This window comes from Streptomyces sp. G45, assembly GCF_049542095.1.
Lineage (GTDB): Bacteria > Actinomycetota > Actinomycetes > Streptomycetales > Streptomycetaceae > Streptomyces.
This window is the reverse complement of the sequence record NZ_JBMUZU010000001.1, coordinates 5,974,542-5,993,356: the sequence shown is the minus strand read 5'-3', so window position 1 is coordinate 5,993,356 and position 18,815 is coordinate 5,974,542. Positions and strand designations below refer to the sequence as shown.

At 74.3% G+C, this 18,815-nt stretch carries 14 protein-coding genes and 1 pseudogene; 10 read left to right on the top strand and 5 right to left on the bottom strand.

All coding sequences use genetic code 11. The features are described 5' to 3' along the window. Positions 1–2: 2 nt before the first annotated feature. From ACOBQU_RS25235 to ACOBQU_RS25215, 5 genes are all read left to right on the top strand, one after another. Positions 3–1,268: a 6-phospho-beta-glucosidase gene (locus ACOBQU_RS25235; protein WP_423629770.1), complete on the top strand. Its 1,266-nt coding sequence runs from the start codon at positions 3–5 to the stop codon at positions 1,266–1,268. Next, positions 1,259–2,257, top strand: a complete 999-nt coding sequence (locus tag ACOBQU_RS25230) for an N-acetylglucosamine kinase (RefSeq protein ID WP_423629769.1) — start codon at positions 1,259–1,261, stop codon at positions 2,255–2,257. The genes ACOBQU_RS25235 and ACOBQU_RS25230 overlap by 10 nt, the downstream gene beginning before the upstream one ends. A gap of 211 nt (positions 2,258–2,468) precedes the next feature. After that, complete coding sequence (locus tag ACOBQU_RS25225; protein ID WP_423629767.1) at positions 2,469–3,878, top strand: hypothetical protein; 1,410 nt, start codon at positions 2,469–2,471, stop codon at positions 3,876–3,878. Positions 3,879–3,907: 29 nt separating this feature from the next. Beyond that, the gene (locus ACOBQU_RS25220) at positions 3,908–4,966 is read left to right on the top strand and encodes a glutamate ABC transporter substrate-binding protein (protein WP_423629765.1); all 1,059 of its coding nucleotides are present in this window, start codon (positions 3,908–3,910) and stop codon (positions 4,964–4,966) included. A 107-nt stretch (positions 4,967–5,073) separates the two neighbouring features. Then, positions 5,074–6,399: a hypothetical protein gene (locus ACOBQU_RS25215; protein WP_423629764.1), complete on the top strand. Its 1,326-nt coding sequence runs from the start codon at positions 5,074–5,076 to the stop codon at positions 6,397–6,399. A gap of 58 nt (positions 6,400–6,457) precedes the next feature. Here ACOBQU_RS25215 and ACOBQU_RS25210 read toward each other — a convergent pair whose 3' ends face one another. Further along, on the bottom strand, positions 6,458–6,856 hold the full coding sequence (locus ACOBQU_RS25210; RefSeq protein WP_423635041.1) for a hypothetical protein: 399 nt from the start codon (positions 6,854–6,856) through the stop codon (positions 6,458–6,460). Between ACOBQU_RS25210 and ACOBQU_RS25205 the strand changes: the two are divergent. The 4 genes and pseudogenes from ACOBQU_RS25205 (at position 6,783) to ACOBQU_RS25190 (ending at position 14,280) form a co-directional block, all read left to right on the top strand. Next, positions 6,783–9,180 (top strand): annotated as a pseudogene (locus tag ACOBQU_RS25205) (tetratricopeptide repeat protein). The gene ACOBQU_RS25210 and the pseudogene ACOBQU_RS25205 overlap by 74 nt on opposite strands. A 2-nt stretch (positions 9,181–9,182) precedes the next feature. Then, positions 9,183–10,613, top strand: a complete 1,431-nt coding sequence (locus ACOBQU_RS25200; protein ID WP_423629762.1) for a PP2C family protein-serine/threonine phosphatase — start codon at positions 9,183–9,185, stop codon at positions 10,611–10,613. Between the two features lie 194 nt (positions 10,614–10,807). Further along, positions 10,808–12,151, top strand: a complete 1,344-nt coding sequence (locus ACOBQU_RS25195; protein ID WP_423629760.1) for a vWA domain-containing protein — start codon at positions 10,808–10,810, stop codon at positions 12,149–12,151. A gap of 308 nt (positions 12,152–12,459) precedes the next feature. Beyond that, a complete protein-coding gene (locus ACOBQU_RS25190; RefSeq protein ID WP_423629758.1) occupies positions 12,460–14,280 on the top strand; it encodes an FHA domain-containing protein in 1,821 nt (606 codons plus the stop codon). Positions 14,281–14,328: 48 nt separating this feature from the next. Here ACOBQU_RS25190 and ACOBQU_RS25185 read toward each other — a convergent pair whose 3' ends face one another. Further along, a complete protein-coding gene (locus ACOBQU_RS25185) occupies positions 14,329–15,318 on the bottom strand; it encodes a methyltransferase domain-containing protein (RefSeq protein ID WP_423629757.1) in 990 nt (329 codons plus the stop codon). Between the two features lie 85 nt (positions 15,319–15,403). On the opposite strand from ACOBQU_RS25185, the gene ACOBQU_RS25180 reads away from it, so the two are divergent. Continuing rightward, the gene (locus tag ACOBQU_RS25180; RefSeq protein WP_423629755.1) at positions 15,404–15,808 is read left to right on the top strand and encodes a globin; all 405 of its coding nucleotides are present in this window, start codon (positions 15,404–15,406) and stop codon (positions 15,806–15,808) included. 162 nt (positions 15,809–15,970) lie between these two features. Here the strand turns inward: ACOBQU_RS25180 and ACOBQU_RS25175 are convergent, their stop codons facing one another. Genes ACOBQU_RS25175 through ettA form a run of 3 tightly spaced genes read right to left on the bottom strand, consistent with a single transcriptional unit; the run spans position 15,971 to position 18,778 of the window. Then, the gene (locus ACOBQU_RS25175; protein ID WP_423629753.1) at positions 15,971–16,660 is read right to left on the bottom strand and encodes a hypothetical protein; all 690 of its coding nucleotides are present in this window, start codon (positions 16,658–16,660) and stop codon (positions 15,971–15,973) included. Further along, positions 16,657–17,112, bottom strand: a complete 456-nt coding sequence (locus tag ACOBQU_RS25170; protein ID WP_423629751.1) for an acyl-CoA thioesterase — start codon at positions 17,110–17,112, stop codon at positions 16,657–16,659. The genes ACOBQU_RS25175 and ACOBQU_RS25170 overlap by 4 nt, the downstream gene beginning before the upstream one ends. Position 17,113: 1 nt before the next feature. Then, positions 17,114–18,778: an energy-dependent translational throttle protein EttA gene (ettA, locus tag ACOBQU_RS25165; protein WP_423629749.1), complete on the bottom strand. Its 1,665-nt coding sequence runs from the start codon at positions 18,776–18,778 to the stop codon at positions 17,114–17,116. Positions 18,779–18,815 lie beyond the last annotated feature (37 nt).

The window sequence follows — 18,815 nt, the reverse complement described above, 5'->3', positions numbered from 1 at the left end:
CAATGAAGCTCGCAGTGGTCGGCGGAGGCTCGACCTACACACCCGAACTCATCGACGGCTTCGCGCGGTTGAGGGACACCCTGCCCATCGAGGAGCTGGTCCTCATCGACCCGGCGGCCGACCGCCTGGAACTGGTCGGCGGCCTGGCCCGGCGCATCTTCGCCAAGCAGGGCCACCCGGGCCGCGTCGTCACCACCTCCGACGTGGACGCGGGCGTCGCCGACGCCGACGCGGTGCTGCTCCAGCTGCGCGTCGGCGGGCAGGCGGCCCGGCAGCAGGACGAGACCTGGCCGCTGGAGTGCGGCTGCGTCGGCCAGGAGACGACCGGCGCGGGCGGCCTCGCCAAGGCGCTGCGCACGGTCCCGGTGGTCCTGGACATCGCCGAGCGCGTCCGCCGCACCAACCCCAACGCCTGGATCATCGACTTCACCAACCCCGTCGGCATCGTCACCCGGGCCCTGCTCCAAGCCGGGCACAAGGCGGTCGGCCTGTGCAACGTGGCGATCGGCTTCCAGCGGAAGTTCGCCGCGCACCTGGGCGTCGACCCGGCGCAGGTCCACCTGGACCACGTGGGCCTCAACCACCTCACCTGGGAGCTGGGCGCCCGCATCGGCGGCCCCGAGGGCGAGAACGCGCTGCCGAAGCTGCTGGCCGAGCACGGCGACGCGATCGCCGCCGACCTGCGGATGCCGCGCGCGATCGTGGACCGCCTGGGCGTCGTCCCGTCCTACTACCTGCGCTACTACTACCTGCACGACGAGGTCGTACGGGAGCTGGCCACAAAGCCCTCCCGGGCGGCCGAAGTGGCGGCGATGGAGCGGGAGTTGCTCCAGATGTACGGCGACCCGACGCTGGACGAGAAGCCGGAGCTGCTGGCCAAGCGGGGCGGCGCCTTCTACTCGGAGGCGGCCGTGGACCTCGCCGCGTCCCTGCTCGGCGGCGGGGGCAGCCCGTACCAGGTGGTCAACACCTACAACAACGGCACGCTGCCCTTCCTCCCCGACGACGCGGTCATCGAGGTGCAGGCGTCGGTGGGCCACCAGGGCGCGACACCGCTGCCCGTCCCGGACCTCGACCCGCTGTACTCCGGGCTGATCGCCAACGTGACGGCGTACGAGGACCTGGCGCTCCAGGCCGCGCTGCACGGCGGCCGCGACCGGGTCTTCAAGGCCCTTCTCGCGCACCCGCTGATCGGCCAGTACGACTACGCCGAGCAGCTCACCGACAAGCTCGTCGCACACAACCGGGAGCACCTTTCGTGGGCCTGAGCACCCCGGCCGTCACGGCGCTCGCCGTCGACGCGGGCAACAGCAAGACCGACGTCGCGGTGGTCACGGCCGACGGTCGGCTCCTCGGCGCGGCCCGCGGCGGCGGGTTCCAGCCGCCGAAGGTCGGCGTGGAGACGGCCGTCGACGCGCTCGCGGAGGTGGTGGACCGGGCCCTCGCCGAGGCGGGCACCACCTCCGTCACGCACGTCTCGGCCTGCCTCGCCAACGCCGATCTGCCCGTGGAGGAAAGGGAGTTGGCCGACGCGCTGCGCCGCCGGGGGTGGAGCGACGGCGGCGGCGTCGACGTCCGCAACGACACCTTCGCGGTGCTGCGGGCCGGGCTCCTCGACGACGCGGAGCCGCGCGGGGTCGCCGTGGTGTGCGGGGCGGGCGTCAACTGCGTGGGCATGCTGCCCGACGGGCGCACCGCCCGCTTCCCCGCCATCGGCAAGATCTCCGGCGACTGGGGCGGGGGCGGCGGGCTCGCCCAGGAGGCCCTGTGGCACGCGGCCCGCGCCGAGGACGGCCGGGGCGGGCCCACGGCCCTGATGCGGGCCCTGCCCGCGCACTTCCAGCTGCCCTCCATGTACGCCCTCATCGAGGCCCTGCACCTCGGGCACATCCCGGCCGTGCGGCAGCACGAGCTGACGCCCGTCCTGTTCGCCACCGCGGCGGCGGGCGACGAGGTCGCGCGGGCGCTGGTGGACCGCATGGCCGACGAGATCGTCGCCATGGCCGCGGTGGCCCTGGACCGCCTCGACCTGCTGGAGGAGGCGGCGCCGGTGCTCCTCGGCGGCAGCGTGCTGGCCGCGCGCCATCCACAGCTCGACGACGGCGTCCGCGCCCGCCTGGCGGAACGGGCCCCCAAGGCGGTGCCGCGCGTCGTCACCGAACGCCCGGTCCTGGGCGCCGCCCTCCTGGCCCTGGACGCCCTCCAGGCCCCGCCCGAGGCCTACCCCCGCCTCCGCGCCGCCTACGCCACCGCCTGACCCCGCGCTCACCCGCCCCGCAGGGGGGCGCCCCCGCCGGGGCGCCCCCCGAACGGAACCGAACACCCCCCGTCCGCGTGTTCACAGATGCCCGGCCCATCCGCAATCCGCACAAGATCGGGTCAAGCCCTGTGCGGACCAAGGCCCCGGCGGCGATACTTGCGGCCGAGCACCACGTCCAAGCCGGACCAAGGGGGAGGTCGAGGCCAAGGTGACCCACACGCCACAACCAGGAACGGCGACCGCCGCACCGCCGAAGGCGCTCACGCCACAGAAGCGCGCGACGGCCTGGGCACAGGCCGTCGACCGCCTGCGCGCCGCGGCGACGACGGAACCGGGCAGGCTGCGCGGCATCGGCGCGCTCCTCGCGGCCCTGGTCCTGGCCTTCGGCGCGGTCACCGCCTGGCAGACCACGTCCCGCGCGGACGCCGCGGACCGCGTCCTGCACCGCAGCCAGCCCCTGAGCGCCGACGCGGCGGACATCTACCGCTCCCTGGCGGACGCCAACACCGCCGCCTCCAGCGCCTTCCTGGCGGGCGGTCAGGAACCGGCGAAGGTCCAGGAGCGCTACCAGCACGACATCGACCGCGCCAGCGAGAAGCTGGCGACGGCGGCCTCCAACGCGGGCGCGGACACCGCGTCCGCCGACTCCGTCGCCCGGCTCAACAAGCTGCTGCCCCGCTACACGGCCCTGATCGAGCGCGCCCGCGCCAACAACCGCCAGGGCCTGCCCCTTGGCGGCGCCTACCTGCGCTACGCCAACGACACCATGCAGACGCTGATGCTCCCGGCCGCCGAGCGGCTGTACACGGCGGAGAACGAGCGCCTGGAATCCGACTACGACGGCGCGAAGCCCTACCCGTGGGTGGCCATCCTCCTCGGCGTCACCGCGCTGGCGGCGCTCGCGTGGGCGCAGCGCCGCAACTACCGCCGGACGAACAGGGTGTTCAACGCGGGCCTGCTCGCGGCGACGGCGGCCACCACGGTCGCCCTGCTGTGGCTGGTGGTCGGCCACAGCGTCGCCCGCTCCGGCCTGTCCACCTCGTACGACGACGGCGTCGCGTCCCTGAAGGTCCTCAACGACGCCCGCATCGACTCCCTGAAGGCCCGCGGCAACGAGAACCTGACGCTGGTCAGCCGGGGCGCCGAGACCGTCACGGTCACCAACAAGGAGGGGGAGGAGGAGAAGAAGGACAAGTTCGACGTCGACTACGGCAAGCAGATGAAGCGGCTCGGCGGCGAGAGCGGACTGCTCGCCCGGGCGCAGCGGCTCGCGGACGACGACGAGGGCCGCGCCCCGGTGGCGGCGGCCGTGAAGAACGTGACGCAGTGGAAGGAACGCCACGCCCAGGCCCGCTCCAGGGACGACGCGGGCGACTACGGGGGCGCCCTCGACAAGGTCATCGGCGGGCGGGAGAGCGCGCCGACGGGTGAGTCCTTCGACCGCGTCGACGACGCCCTCAAGAGCGCGCTCAAGCACGAGCAGGGGGAGTTCAGGCAGGCCGCCGAGGACGGCAAGGGCGCGCTGGCGGGCCTGAACGTGGGCGTGGCCGTGCTCGGGGTGCTCGGCGCGGCGGCGGTGGTCCTCGGCATCGCCCGCAGGCTTTCGGAGTACCAGTGACCAAGAGGACGAAGGGGGAGGCGGGGACCATGCGGGTGCGACAGGGCGGGGCACGGCCGGGCGGTACCGGGCCGCGCCGCGGCATGGCGGCGGTGGTGCGCGGCTGGGGCGGCGTCGCCTCGATGGCGCTCGCCTGCCTGCTGGCGGCCGCGCTGGTGCTGGTGCTGCCCCGCGTGACCGGCGGCGACGACCGCGGAGCGGGTTCGGGCGGCGGCGGGGCGGACCGGGTCCAGGCGCAGGCGGCACCCGCGCGCGCCGCCGAGGACTGCGAGGAGCCCGAGCGCAGCCTGCGGCCCGACGACAAGGACGGCCCGACGATCGAGGCCATCAAGAACCGCGAGGTCAAGAAGCTGATCGTCGGCGTCGACCAGAACAGCTTCGGCTGGGGCTACCGCGACCCGAACAAGCCGAAGGGCGCGCTCCAGGGGTTCGACATCGACCTGGCGCGGGAGATCGGCAGGCAGATCCTCGGCAAGGAGGACGCCGTGGTGTTCCGCGCGATCCCCACGAACAAGCGCATCCCCGCGCTGGAGAACGGGGACGTCGACATGGTCATCCGCACCATGACCGTCGACTGCGACCGCGTCGAGAAGGTCGACTTCTCCACGGCGTACTTCGCCACCGGCCAGCAGATCCTCGCGCCCAAGTCCTCCCGGATCACGGGCTTCAACTCCACCCTCCAGGGCAAGAAGGTGTGCTCCGCCGAGGGGTCGACGGCCTTCAAGGAGCTCAAGGAGAACAGCTTCGGTGCCGACATCAGCACCACGGTGCCGAACCAGCTCGACTGCCTGGTGCGGCTCCAGCTCGGCGAGGTGGAGGCGGTCGTCACCGACGGCGCGCTCGCCGCGAGCCAGGCGGCGCAGGACCCGACGGTGGAGCTGAAGGGCGGACCCCTGAAGCCCGAACCGGAGTACTACGCCGTGGCGATGAAGAAGGGCTCCACCGATCTGGTGCGGCGCGTGAACGCCGTACTGGACGACTACCGGACCCGGAAGGAGAAGGGATGGAAGGCGTCGTACGACGAGTGGCTGCGGAAGCCGCTGCGCGGCAAGTCGGCCACCCCGCCGGAGCCGAAGTACCGCGACTGACCGCGGACGGCCCGGCTTTCCGGGCAACCGACCTGATACGACTGACCAGTTGACAACGTACTGACGTACTGAAGAGCCGAAGGACCGGCCGAGCGGAGAGGTGATCGATGAGCGTCGCGGGACCCCCCGGCCCTGTGATGGACCGGGACGAGGTGGACCGTGCGCTGGCGCGGCTCGACGCCGAGCACGAGGCGATCGAGACGTCCCTCCTCGCCCTCCAGGACCACGCGGGCCGCCGCCTCCTCGAAGGCGCGCGGCTCAGCGGCGTCACCCAGGAGCGCTGGCTGGTCACCGAGCGGCAGATCACGCTGCTCTGGTCGTACTTCGACGCGTACGCGGGGGTCCTGCGCACCGCCCGCGAGGTGCGCGAGCGCAGGCGCTGGCCGAACCGCGACGACCTCACGGAGCTGACGCTGCTGCTGCGCGGCGAGAGCGTCACCGTCGCCGGCGGCCCCGCGTCGGGCTCCGCGCCGTCCATCACCGGGCCCGCGAAGCTCACCGAGCGGTTCACGCTGGAGAAGCTCGTCACGCGGATGAACGACCTGTACGCGCACTCCCTGGACATGGTGGTCGCCGCCGACGCCGTGTGGTCGGCGCTGCCCGCCCGCATCGACCTGCTCGCCGCCGAACTCCAGCGCACCCGCCAGCTCGCGCACTCCGTGGGCGTGCGCCCCGGGGAGCACCCCTCGGGCGACGACCTGGAGCAGATCACCCAGGAGCTGTCGCTGCTGCGGGAGCAGGTGATCGCCGACCCGCTGGCGTTCTGGCAGCCCGCGCCGGGCAGTTCGGCGCCGGGCGGCGGCCGCCCCGGCACCGAGCGCTACGACCAGGCGGCGCGCGCCCTGGAGGACGTGCGCCGGGAGATCGACGCCGTGCTCACCGTCCGCCAGGACGCCGAGGCCCGGCTCGGCAAGCTGCGCGACGTGCTGTCGCGCGCCGACCGGACCCTCGCCGAGGCCCGGTCCGCGCGCGGCGAGGTGCTCGCGAAGATCGCCGCGTCGGAGGTGCCCGCGGTGTCCGGGCCGCCCACGGCCCTCCAGGAGCAGTTGGCGCAGGCCGCCGACTACCGCAGGCACGGCCAGTGGCACCGCCTGTCCCCGCTGCTCGAATCCCTTGAGCGCAAGGCCGAGGACGAACTGCTGCGCGCCCGCGAGTCGTTGACGGCGGTCACCGCGCCGCTCGCGGTCCGCGCGGAGCTGCGCGGCCGCCTGGACGCGTACAAGGCGAAGGTGGCCCGGCACGGCCTGGCCGAGGACCCGCTCCTCGTGGAGCGGTACGACACCGCGCGCCGCATGCTGTGGAGCGCCCCCTGTGACCTGCGCGTCGCCGAGCAGGCGGTGCTGCGCTACCAGCAGGCGGCCGCCGAGGCACTGGCGCCCAGGGTCCCGCAGCAGGGCGGGCCCACCGACCGGAGGGGGGATGCGAGCCGATGAGCGAACAGCCTGAGCAGAGCGCCCAGCGACCGTGCCAGCGGCCCGGCTGCGCGGGCCACTACGAGGACGTGGGCGGCGGCGAGCTGTACTGCGACACCTGTGGGCTCGCCCCGGTCGTCTCGCCGCAGGGCCTGCTGGCCTCCCCGGCGACCGGCATCACGGGCGGCGGCCGGGGCGGGCGCGGCTCGGGGTCGGCCAGCTCCCGCTCCTCGCGGGCGAGTTCGCGCTCGTCGCGCTCGTCGCGCTCGCAGTCCTCGCGCCGCTCGGTGTCCGGCCGCCTGTCCCGGTCGGTGTCGGGGCGCGCCTCGTCGCGGTCGGTGTCGGTGCGCAGCTCGGGCGCGTCCAGCGGGGCGTCGGCGCGCGGCAGGCTGGGCGCGGGCCTGGTGTCGGTGCCGCAGGTGCCGCGCCCGGACCCCAACTCCGCGGTGCAGCAGAACCCGGAGGTGCCCGAGCGCAAGCGGTTCTGCTCCCGCTCCGACTGCGGGGCGCCGGTGGGCCGCGCCCGCGGGGACCGGGCCGGGCGCACGGAGGGGTTCTGCACCAAGTGCGGGCACCCGTACTCGTTCGTGCCGAAGCTGCGCAAGGGCGACATCGTGCACGGCCAGTACGAGGTCGTGGGCTGTCTCGCGCACGGCGGCCTCGGCTGGGTGTACCTGGCGGTCGACCGGGCGGTGTCCAACCGCTGGGTGGTCCTCAAGGGCCTGCTCGACACGGGCGACCAGGACGCGATGGCCGCCGCGATCTCCGAGCGGCGCTTCCTCGCGGAGATCGAGCACGCCAACATCGTGCGGATCTACAACTTCGTCGAGCACCTGGACCAGCGCACCGGCTCCATGGACGGGTACATCGTCATGGAGTACGTGGGCGGCAAGTCCCTCAAGGAGATCGCCAACGCCCGCCGCACGCCGACCGGCAAGCGCGACCCGCTGCCCGTGGAGCAGGCCTGCGCGTACGGCATCGAGGCCCTGGAGGCCCTCGGCCACCTGCACAGCCGCAACCTGCTGTACTGCGACTTCAAGGTCGACAACGCCATCCAGACCGAGGACCAGCTCAAGCTGATCGACATGGGCGCGGTGCGCCGCATGGACGACGACGAGTCGGCGATCTACGGCACGGTCGGCTACCAGGCGCCCGAGGTCGCCGAGGTCGGCCCGTCGGTCGCCTCCGACCTGTACACGGTGGCGCGCACCCTCGCCGTCCTCACCTTCGACTTCCAGGGGTACACGAGCGTCTTCGTGGACTCCCTGCCCGACCCCGACCACATCGAGGTCTTCCGGCGGTACGAGTCGTTCTACCGCCTCCTGGTGCGCGCCACGGACCCCGACCCGGCCCGCCGCTTCGCCTCCGCGCAGGAGATGTCCGAGCAGCTCACGGGCGTCCTGCGCGAGGTCGTCGCCCTCCAGAGCGGCCGCCCGCGGCCCGCCCTGTCCACCCTCTTCGGCCCCGAGGTGAAGGTCACGGACACGGTGCTGTTCGAGGAACTGACGGGTGAGGTGTCGGAGCTGGGCTACCGGAGCCTGACCAAGGCCGCCGCCCCGGCCGCGAGCGCCGGGGGCAGCCGTCGGGCGCCGCCGTCCCGGCCCCGCGCACGGGGGGCAAGTCGTCGGCTCCGGTGGCCGTGGGCGCGGGGGGCCAGGCGGCCGTGGGCGCGGGCGTTCCGTCACCGGCCGCCGCGGCCGCGGGTGCCGGGGGCCGGACCGCCACCGCCGTCGTCCCGGCCGCGGGGGGTCCCCTGGCGGAGCGGGAGGGCTGGGCGCAGCCCCAGGCGCCGGGTGCCGCTCCCGTCGGCGGCACCCCGGTCCCCGTACGCCGACTCGACGCGCCCGGCGCGGCCCTGGCGCTGCCCGTGCCCCGCGTCGACCCGGGCGACCCGAACGCGGGCTTCCTCGCCGGTCTCGTCGACTCCACCGGCAGCGAACTGATCGCCGCCCTGAAGTCCGCCCCCGCCCCCTCCCCGAGCTGCGCCTGCGCGAACTGCGCGCACGGCTCACGCTCGGCGAGCACGAGAGCGCGGGCCGCGCCCTCGCCGCCCTGGAGCAGGACCACCCGGACGACTGGCGGGTCGTCTGGTACAGAGGCGCCGCCGCCCTGGCCACCGGCGATCACGAGAGCGCCGCGCTGTCCTTCGACGCGGTCTACGACGCGTTCCCTGGCGAGCCCGCGCCCAAGCTGGCCCTCGGCATCTGCGCGGAGGTCCTCGGCCAGTTGGACAACGCCGCCGAGTACTACCGCCTGGTGTGGACCACCGATCCGAGCTACGTCAGCGCCGCCTTCGGCCTCGCCCGGGTGCAGCTCGCCTCCGGCGACCGGGCGGGCGCGGTGCGCACCCTGGAGTCGGTGCCGGAGTCGTCGATCCACTACACGGCGGCCCGGGTCGCCGCGGTGCGGGCCCGCCTGCGGCGGCGTATGACGTTCGACACGACGGCGGGTCCTGACCCGCGGTTCCTGGAGGACCTGACGGCCGCCGCCGGGCAGGTGGAGGCGCTGGCGGACCTCGGCCTCGACGCGGTGCGCCGCGAGCGCCTCTCGACGGAGGTCCTCGGCACCGCGCTCGACTGGGTACTCTCCGGTAGGCACTCTGGTCAGGGCTCCGGGCCCGCGCCGTCCCCGGACGCGGCGCGCACGCGGACCGTGCTGCTCGGCTGCGAGCTGGACGAGCGCGGCCTCAGGTTCGGCCTGGAGCGGGCGTACCGGCAGCTCGCCCGGCTCGCCCAGAGTGGCGCGGAAAGGATCGAACTGGTGGAGCGGGCAAACCGTTTCCGCCCCCGGACGTGGGTGTGAAGATGTCGCAGATGCACCAACTGTCCGCATGCCCCAGCTGCGAGTGGCCCGTGGAGTCGGGCGACCTGTACTGCGGGGCGTGCGGCTTCGACCTCTCGGCGGCTCCGGCGCCGCCCGACGGCGTCGACCGCCCCACGCTCGCGATCAACGGCCTGCCCCGCTCCCCCGAACCGCCCGCCGCCCCCGGCGCTCCCGCCGCCCCGGACGTCCCCGGCGCTCCCGCCGCCCCGGCCCACTGGCCGATCGCCCCCGAGGTCGACAGCTCCGACACCCCGGTGCCCACCCACCACTCGGCCGACCTGCCCGGACTGGACTCCTCCGGCGCCGACCTCCCGCTCGTGAGCCCCCCGGCCACCGGCGCCCCGGGCGGCCCCGGCGCCCCCGTCGGCGGACCGCCCGGCGGCGTACGGAACGACGGCCCCGCGCCCGACGACTACCCGCTGCCCGCCCCCGACCCCCGCGCCACCGCCCCGGAGGGCGCCGCTCCGGCCCCGGAGGGCACCGCTCCGGCCCCGGAGGGCAAGCTCTGCGTCGCCTGCCGCGCGGGCAGCGTCGCGCCGGACGGCTACTGCGAGAACTGCGGGCACGCGCAGCCGCGCGAGCGCGACCACATGGAGCAGGAACTGGCCGCCGTCGCCGCCGTCAGCGACCGGGGCCTGCGCCACCACCGCAACGAGGACGCCTTCGCGATCTCCGCGGCCACCCTGGCCGACGGCTCGCCCGCCGCCGTCGCGATCGTCTGCGACGGCGTCTCCTCCGCGACCCGGCCCGACGAGGCCTCGCTCGCCGCCTCCCGCGCCGCCGACGCCTCGCTCCGCGACGCCCTGCCCCGCGGCACGCACCCGCAGCAGGCCATGCACGACGCGATCGTCGCCGCCGCCGAGGCCGTCAACGCCCTCGCCGACGAGCCCACTTCGGCCCGCGAGCACCACCCGCACCAGAACGCGCCCGCCTGCACCCTCGTCGGCGCGGTCGTCACGGGCGACCTCCTCGTCGTCGGCTGGATCGGCGACAGCCGCGTCTACTGGGTGCCGGTCGACCGCACCGGCCCCGCCGTCCGCCTCACCGAGGACGACTCCTGGGCCGCCCAGATGGTCGCCGCGGGCCTGATGAACGAGGCGGAGGCGTACGCCGACGAGCGGGCGCACGCCATCACCGGCTGGCTCGGCGCCGACGCGTACGAACTGGAGCCGCACACCGCTTCCTTCAAGCCGGACCGTGCGGGTGTAGTGGTGGTGTGCACGGACGGACTGTGGAACTACGCGGAGGCGGCGGAGGAGATGGCCGCCGCCGTGCCCGCCGACGCGGCCGAGCGCCCGCTGCACAGCGCCCGGGTCCTCGTCGGCCACGCCATCGACGGCGGGGGCCACGACAACGTAACAGTGGCGGTCGTGCCGTTCCCGGTGGCGCCGCGAGGGGCAGGATCGGCCTAGCGGGCAGCCGTGGCGGCCGTGCACGCGAACGGGGCGCGGCGGCCCCAACAGGCCGCCGCGCCCCGGCAGTTGCGCGACCGGACACGGAACCGAGCACACCCGGGGAACAGTCCACGCGTACGACACAGGTACGGACACGCGTACGCACACGCGCAGGGCAAGCCATAGGAACCGCCTGAGGGGGAGCAGCAGCCATGGCCAACTTCGAGAAGTCGAACGTGCCGCAGTTCACGGTCGACGTCTACCAGAACGAGTACCTGCCGGAGGGGGGCCGGGAGGTCAACGCGATCGCCACCGTCACCTCGACCGGCGGCGGAACAGTGGGTTCCGCCGTGGGCGCGCCGCATCTGTACAGCGCGGGCCAGGGCCCGGACGCCGCCGTCGCCGTCATGGTCGACTGCTCGGGCTCCATGGACTACCCGCCGACGAAGATGCGCGGCGCCCGCGACGCCACCGCCGCCGCGATCGACGCGCTGCGCGACGGCGTGCACTTCTGCGTCATCGGCGGCACCCACGTCGCCAAGGAGGTCTACCCCGGCGGCGGCCGCCTCGCCGTCGCGGGCCCCCAGACCCGCGCCCAGGCCAAGGAGGCGCTGCGCCGCCTGAGCGCGGGCGGCGGCACCGCGATCGGCACCTGGCTGCGCCTGGCCGACCGCCTCCTCGCGTCGGCGGACGTGGCCATCCGGCACGGCATCCTCCTCACCGACGGCCGCAACGAACACGAGTCACCGGACGATCTGCGCGCCTCCCTCGACGCCTGCGCGGGCCGCTTCACCTGTGACGCCCGCGGCGTCGGCACCGACTGGGAAGTGAAAGAGGTCACAGGGATCGCCTCCGCGCTGCTCGGCACGGCCGACATCGTCGCCGACCCCGCGGGGCTCGCCGCCGACTTCACGCAGATGATGGAGGCGGCGATGGGCAAGGAGGTCGCCGACGTCAGCCTGCGCCTGTGGACGCCGATGGGCGTGGAGATCGTCTTCGTGAAGCAGGTCGCGCCCAGCGTCGAGGAGCTGACCGACCGGCGCACCGAGGCGGGGCCGCGCGCGGGCGACTACCCGACCGGCTCGTGGGGCGACGAGTCCCGCGACTACCACATCTGCGTCCGCGTCCCCGGCGCCGAACTCGGCCAGGAGATGCTGGCCGCCCGGGTCTCCCTGGTGGTGCCGCAGGGGGACGGCACGGTGCGGACCCTGTCCCAGGGCCTGGTGCGGGCGGTGTGGACCGACGACATGGCCGCCTCCACCAGCATCAACCCCCAGGTCGCGCACTACACCGGGCAGGCCGAGCTGGCCCAGGTGATCCAGCAGGGCCTCGACGCCCGCAAGCTCGGCGACTACGACGGCGCGACGGCCAAACTGGGCCGCGCGGTTCAGCTCGCCAGCGCCTCCGGCAACGAGGACACCGCCAAGCTGCTTTCCAAGGTGGTGGACGTCGTCGACGCCACGACAGGTACTGTTCGATTGAAGGCACGCGTCGCCGAGGCCGACGAGATGACGTTGGAGACCCGCTCGACGAAAACGGTGCGCGTGAAGAAGTAGCACGTGAGCGCGTACGCAGCGGCGTACGCGCGACGGCGGAGCGAGGGGCGGCGTGGCCGTCGTCACACGACGACGGGGAGCGACGTGATACGACGTCGCGGTACGTCCGCGGCGGCGCGGTACGTCGTCCGGGGCGACCCGCGACGTCCGGGGCGCCCGGGGCGACCTGCGACGTCCGGGGCGACCTGCGTCGTCCGGGGCGCCCGGGGCGTCCGTACGCCCGACGAGACACCTGACGAGCGAGCACACGGCCGCAAGGGCCGACGGAACGGCCTTCGGGCCGAAGAAGGAGAGGGGGAAGCGCCGACATGCCGACCTGCCCGAACGGACACCAGTCGGGTTCCGACGACTGGTGCGAGGTCTGCGGTCACCGCATGGCTGGTGCCGTACCGCCGCCGCCTCCCCCGCCGCCCCCGGCCGCCGGGTACGGCTATCCGCCGCCCGCGCCGGGCGGCCCCGGCCAGGGGCCGGGGGGTCCCGGCCAGCCGCCGGGGGGACCTGGCCAGCCCCAGGGCGGGCACGGTCAGCCTCCGGGCGGCCCCGGTCAGCCGATGGGTGGGCCCGGTCAGCCGCGTCCCCATCTCTCCGCGGTGCCCGACCTGTCCCCCGAGCCCGAGCTGTGCCCCCAGTGCCGCACGCCCCGCGAGGCCAACGCGCCGTTCTGCGAGGAGTGCCGCTGGAACTTCCTGACCAACACGGCCACGTCGTACACGCCTGCGGCGCCGAATCCGCCGCTGCCGACGTCACCGGGGATGCCGGGGATGCCGGGAGGACCCGGCGGTCCCGGCGGACCGGGTCGGCCTGGGCCTGGGGGCCCGGGCGGTCCTGGTGGGCCTGGTGGGCCTGGTGGCTTCGGCCAGGGGCCCGGCGGGCCCGGTGGGCCTGGGCCGGGCGGTCCGGGTGCCGGTCCTGGTGGCCCCGGTGGATTCGGTGCGGGTCCCGGTGGGCCCGGTGGTCCGGGCGGTCCCGGCCCGGGTGGTCCCGGCGGTCCCGGTGGACCGGGCAGGCCCGGGCCCGGTGGTCCGGGTGAGCCCGAGGGGCCAGGTGGGCGGCTTCCGTTCGGGCGTCCCGGCGGTCCCGGCGGCCCCGGTGGTCCTGAGGGGCCCGGCGGTCACGGGCCGTTCGGCGGTCCCGGCGGCCCCGGTGCGCACGGTGGTCCTCCCGGTCCGGGAGGCCCCGGCGGTCCTGCTGGCCCCGGCGGTCACGGCGGCCCGGGTGGCCCCGGCGCGCACGGCGGTCCCGGCGGCCCCGGCGGTCCCGGCATGCCCGGCGGCGGCCCTGGCGGGCCTGGTCGCCCCGGTGGCCCCGGTGACTCCTTCGACTACGAAAGCTCCAGCCCCTCCCGGGTGAACCGCCCGGCCGAGCCGATCCCGCCCTTCGGCAGCTCGTCCACGACGCCGCCGCCCGGCGATCCGGGCGGTCACGGCCCGGGCGGTCACGGCCCGGGCGGTCACGGCCCGGGTGGGCCCGGTGGCCCCGGAGCCCCGCAGGGATTCCAGCAGGGCCCGCCCGCGCCGCCCGCGTTCCCGCGCGAGACCGGTGCGCCCCAGGGCCCGCCGCCGCCCGGCCCCGGCCCGGCAGGGCCGACCGGTGGCGGTGACGACTGGGTGCTGTCGCCGCCCTCGTCCGGCGGTCACGGCGACCCCGGGGGTCACGGTGGTCACGGGCAGCCCCCGGGCGCCCCGCAGGGCTTCCCCGCCCCGGGCGGCGCCCCGCAGGCACCGGCGACCTGGACGGTCACGGTCGGCCCCGACCGCGAGTACTTCATGGCGATGATGCAGCGCAGCGGCCCCGAGGCCGCGGGCCTCAACCTGCCCGCGTACTCCCCGGAGCAGCAGCATCCGCTCGCCGGAAACCAGGTCACCATCGGCCGCCGCCGCCACTCCACCGGCGACACCCCCGACATCGACCTGTCGGTGCCGCCGGAGGACCCGGGCGTCTCGCACCAGCACGCCGTGCTCGTGCACCAGCCCGACGGCGCCTGGGCGGTCGTCGACCAGAACTCCACCAACGGCACCACGGTCAACGGCGGCGAGGAACCCATCCCGCCGTTCGTCCCCGTACCGCTCCAGGACGGCGACAAGGTGCACGTGGGCGCCTGGACGACGCTCACCATCCGGCGCGACTAGACGCGACCGGCTCACGCCAGCGACCCCGAAGGGCCGTGCGCCACCGCCTCACAGCGGCCAGGCGTACGGCCCTTCGGGGTCGTCGAGCCACGCCCACGTGTACTCCCCGCTGACCGTCACCCCGAACCGCTCCCGCACCGGCCGCCGCTCCCGCTGCCACAGCGCCAGCGCCTCGTACGGATCGAGGGTCCCGGCGGTCAGGTCGAGCAGGAACCGGAACAGCTCGTTCTGGAGTGCCCTGCGCGGCAGCCCGCCGATGTGCTGCTCCCGCGGCACCGGACCGCTGCCGCCCCGCAGCGGCACGAAGTACGCGGGCGTGTGCAGGAACCGCCCCTCGGCGTGCTCCGCGTCCGTCACCGTCAGCGCGATCAGCCCGGTCGCGAGCGGCGCGAGGATCCGGGCCCCGGGGCGGCACTGGGCGAGCCAGGGCCGGGGCAGCGAGTTCAGGGTGCAGGTCGCGATGATCCGGTCGTACGGGGCCCGGTGCGCGCACCCCGCGGCGCCGTCCCCGGTGACCACCGCGGGCCGGTGCCCGGCGGCGGCGAGGTGGCGGCGCGCCGACTCGGTGATCTCGGGGTCCAGGTCGACGGTCGTCACGTGCGCGTCGCCGAGCCGGTGCGCCAGCAGCCCCGCGTTGTAGCCGGTGCCCGCCCCGACCTCCAGGACGTCGTACGGACCGCCCTCCCCGACCTGGAGCTCCACCAGCATCCTCGCCATCAGCGAGGGCTGGCTGCTGGACGACACCAGCTCCCCGTCGCGCACCCGCGTGGCGAGCGGCGCGTCCGCGTACGCCCCGCGCAGCCAGCGCTCCCGCCGCGCCGGATCCGGGTCCTCGCCCCACAGCCGCTCGTACCCGCCGCCCGTGCTCACGTAGTAGTAGGGCACGAAGAGGTGCCGGGGCACCGCCATGAACGCCGCCCGCCAGCCGGGATCGCCGTCGAAGGCCCCACCGGCCGCGATCTCCCGCACCAGCGCGCCCCGCGCCTCGGCGGCGAGGGCGGGGTCGGGTTCGTCCCTGAGCTGAGCGTGCACACCCATACCCCCACTGTGCTGCCCCGGGTCGTCTGATGCGAGCGGTCCTAAGCCTCGGGTCCTCGGTCACCCGGTCTGAGACCATGGAACGGTGAATGAGATCCCGCGCGGCACGCTTCAGGAGCAGACCTTCTACGAACAGGTCGGCGGCGAGGAGACCTTCAGGCGCCTGGTGCACGTCTTCTACCAGGGCGTCGCCGAGGACCCGCTGCTCCGCCCGATGTACCCGGAGGAGGACCTGGGCCCGGCCGAGGAGCGCCTCGCCCTGTTCCTGATGCAGTACTGGGGCGGCCCCCGCACCTACAGCGACCACCGAGGCCACCCCCGCCTGCGGATGCGCCACGCCCCGTTCACCGTCGACCGCGCGGCCCACGACGCCTGGCTGAAGCACATGCGCACCGCCGTCGACTCCCTCGGCCTCTCCGAGGAGCACGAGCGCACGCTGTGGAACTACCTGACGTACGCGGCGGCGTCCATGGTCAACACGGCGGGCTGACCCCCGCCCACCACCGGGGCGGGCGCCCCCGGGGGCTGATGAGCGGGGCCGTGGGAAGGGCGCCCGCGCTCGGCGGGCAGGGCGCGGGGCGCGGCACGGCAGGGCGCGGGGCGGGGCGCGGCACGGCGGAGGCACCCGCGCCCCGGCAGGCCGGTCAGACGCTCACGCGGGTGTGACGGACAGCGCTCCCACGCCCGCCCGCCGCAGCGCGACCGAGCCGTACGGCGTCCGCAGCCGCAGCCACGCCCCCGACTCCAGCAGCGCGAGCCGGTCGCCCCGCAGGAACCCCAGGGACTGCGCGGCGTGCGCGGCCCGCACCGGCAGCCCGGTGCCCGTGATCGACCGGGACCAGATCTCCCGCCCGATCCGGTCGAGTTCACCGCGCACCCGCAGCTCGGGCGCCAGCTCCTCGACCCGTCGGCGGAACTCCACGACCGCCCCGCGCACCAGGGCCCGCACGTCGTCGGCCGACGGCAGCCCGGCTGCCTGCCGCCAGCCGCCCCGCGGCGGCAGCACACCGGCCCAGGGCGGCCCGGTCACCGCGTCCGGCACCACGGCCGTCCCCGCCGTCTCCACGGACTCGGCCGACTCCCCCACCGACTCCAGGAGTTCACCGGCCGACACCGTCACGTCCAGCAAGGTGTCGAGCCCGTGCTCGTACGGTTTCGCCAGGCGTGCCGTACGGATCGCGAGCACCTCGAACGACGGCGGCCGACCGAAGACCCCCAGGGTCTCCCCGGCCGCCTGCAACCGCACCGCGGCCGCCTTGTCGTAGTGGATCAGGCGGGCCAGGAAGGCGGCGAGGTCCGCCGCCTCCCCGGCGTCGGCGAAGTGCAGCCGGGCAGCGGTCATGCGACCAGCGCCTCCGCACCACCGGTGCCCCCGGCGCTGTCGGCGCTGTCGTCCTGGTAACCCTCCAGGACGGCGCGCTCCTCCGCCGTGATCCGCCGCGGCCGCTGGGCCTTCAGGTCGTAGGGCACGACGACCGTCGTCGCCCGCACGTACACCTGCTCCGGGTCCTTGATCTCGTACGAGATCGTCAGCGACGCGGCGCCTATCTTCGTCACCCACGACTCGATGGTGACCGGCTCGTGCCGGTGCACCAGCGGCCGCAGGTAGTCGATCTCGTGCCGCGCCACCACGGACCCGCCGGAGAACGACGGTCCGCCGTCGCCGTCCGACAGCCGGAACATGAAGTCGATCCGCGCCTCCTCCAAGTACCGCAGGAAGACCGCGTTGTTGACGTGCCCGAAGGCGTCCATGTCCGACCACCGCAGCGGGCAGCTGAACAGATGTCGGGCCATGTCAGCCCCGGGTGAGCTTCTTGTACGTGGCGCGGTGCGGACGGGCCGCGTCCGGGCCGAGGCGCTCGATCTTGTTCTTCTCGTACGACTCGAAGTTGCCCTCGAACCAGAACCACTTCGACTCGCCCTCGTACGCCAGGATGTGCGTGGCGACGCGGTCCAGGAACCAGCGGTCGTGGGAGACGACCACGGCGCAGCCCGGGAACTCCAGGAGCGCGTTCTCCAGCGACGAGAGGGTCTCGACGTCCAGGTCGTTGGTCGGCTCGTCGAGGAGCAGCAGGTTGCCGCCCTGCTTGAGGGTCAGCGCCAGGTTCAGGCGGTTGCGCTCGCCGCCGGAGAGCACGCCCGCGGGCTTCTGCTGGTCCGGGCCCTTGAAGCCGAACGCGGAGACGTACGCCCGCGACGGCATCTCGACCTGGCCGACGTTGATGTAGTCCAGCTCGTCGGAGACGACCGCCCACAGCGTCTTCTTCGGGTCGATGTTGGCGCGGCCCTGGTCGACGTAGGAGATCTTGACGGTCTCGCCGACCTTGATCGAACCGGAGTCGGGCTGCTCGATGCCCTGGATCATCTTGAACAGCGTGGTCTTGCCCGCGCCGTTCGGGCCGATGACGCCCACGATGCCGTTGCGCGGCAGCGTGAAGCTGAGGTCGTCGACGAGGACCTTGTCGCCGAAGGCCTTGGACAGGTTCTCGACCTCGACGACCACGTTGCCCAGGCGGGGGCCCGGCGGGATCTGGATCTCCTCGAAGTCCAGCTTCCGGGTCTTCTCCGCCTCGGCGGCCATCTCCTCGTAACGGGCCAGGCGCGCCTTGGACTTGGCCTGCCGCCCCTTGGCGTTGGAGCGCACCCACTCCAGCTCTTCCTTGAGCCGCTTGGCGCGCTTGGCGTCCTTCTGGCCCTCGACCTTGAGGCGGGACTGCTTCTTCTCCAGGTACGTGGAGTAGTTGCCCTCGTAGGGGAAGGCGCGGCCGCGGTCGAGCTCCAGGATCCACTCGGCCACGTTGTCCAGGAAGTACCGGTCGTGGGTGATGGCCACGACGGTGCCCTTGTACTGCGCGAGGTGCTGCTCCAGCCAGTTCACCGACTCGGCGTCCAGGTGGTTGGTGGGCTCGTCGAGCAGCAGCAGGTCGGGGGCCTCCAGGAGGAGCTTGCAGAGCGCGACGCGGCGCTTCTCACCACCGGAGAGGTTGGTGACCGGCCAGTCGCCGGGCGGGCAGCCCAGCGCGTCCATGGCCTGCTCCAGCTGGGCGTCCAGGTCCCAGGCCTCGGCGTGGTCCAGCTCCTCCTGGAGCTTGCCCATCTCCTCCATCAGCTCGTCGGTGTACTCGGTCGCCATCTGCTCGGCGATCTCGTTGAACCGGTCGAGCTTGCCCTTGATCTCGGCGACGCCCTCCTGGACGTTCTCCAGGACCGTCTTGTCGTCGTTCAGCGGGGGCTCCTGGAGCAGGATGCCGACGCTGTACCCGGGCGACAGGAACGCGTCGCCGTTGGACGGCTGCTCAAGACCCGCCATGATCTTCAGCACCGTGGACTTACCGGCGCCGTTCGGACCCACGACACCGATCTTCGCGCCGGGCAGGAAGTTCAAGGTGACGTCGTCGAGGATCACCTTGTCGCCGTGCGCCTTGCGCGCCTTGCGCATGGTGTAGATGAACTCAGCCAAGAGAAACCGTCCGGCAATCAGTGTGTGGGCAGATACA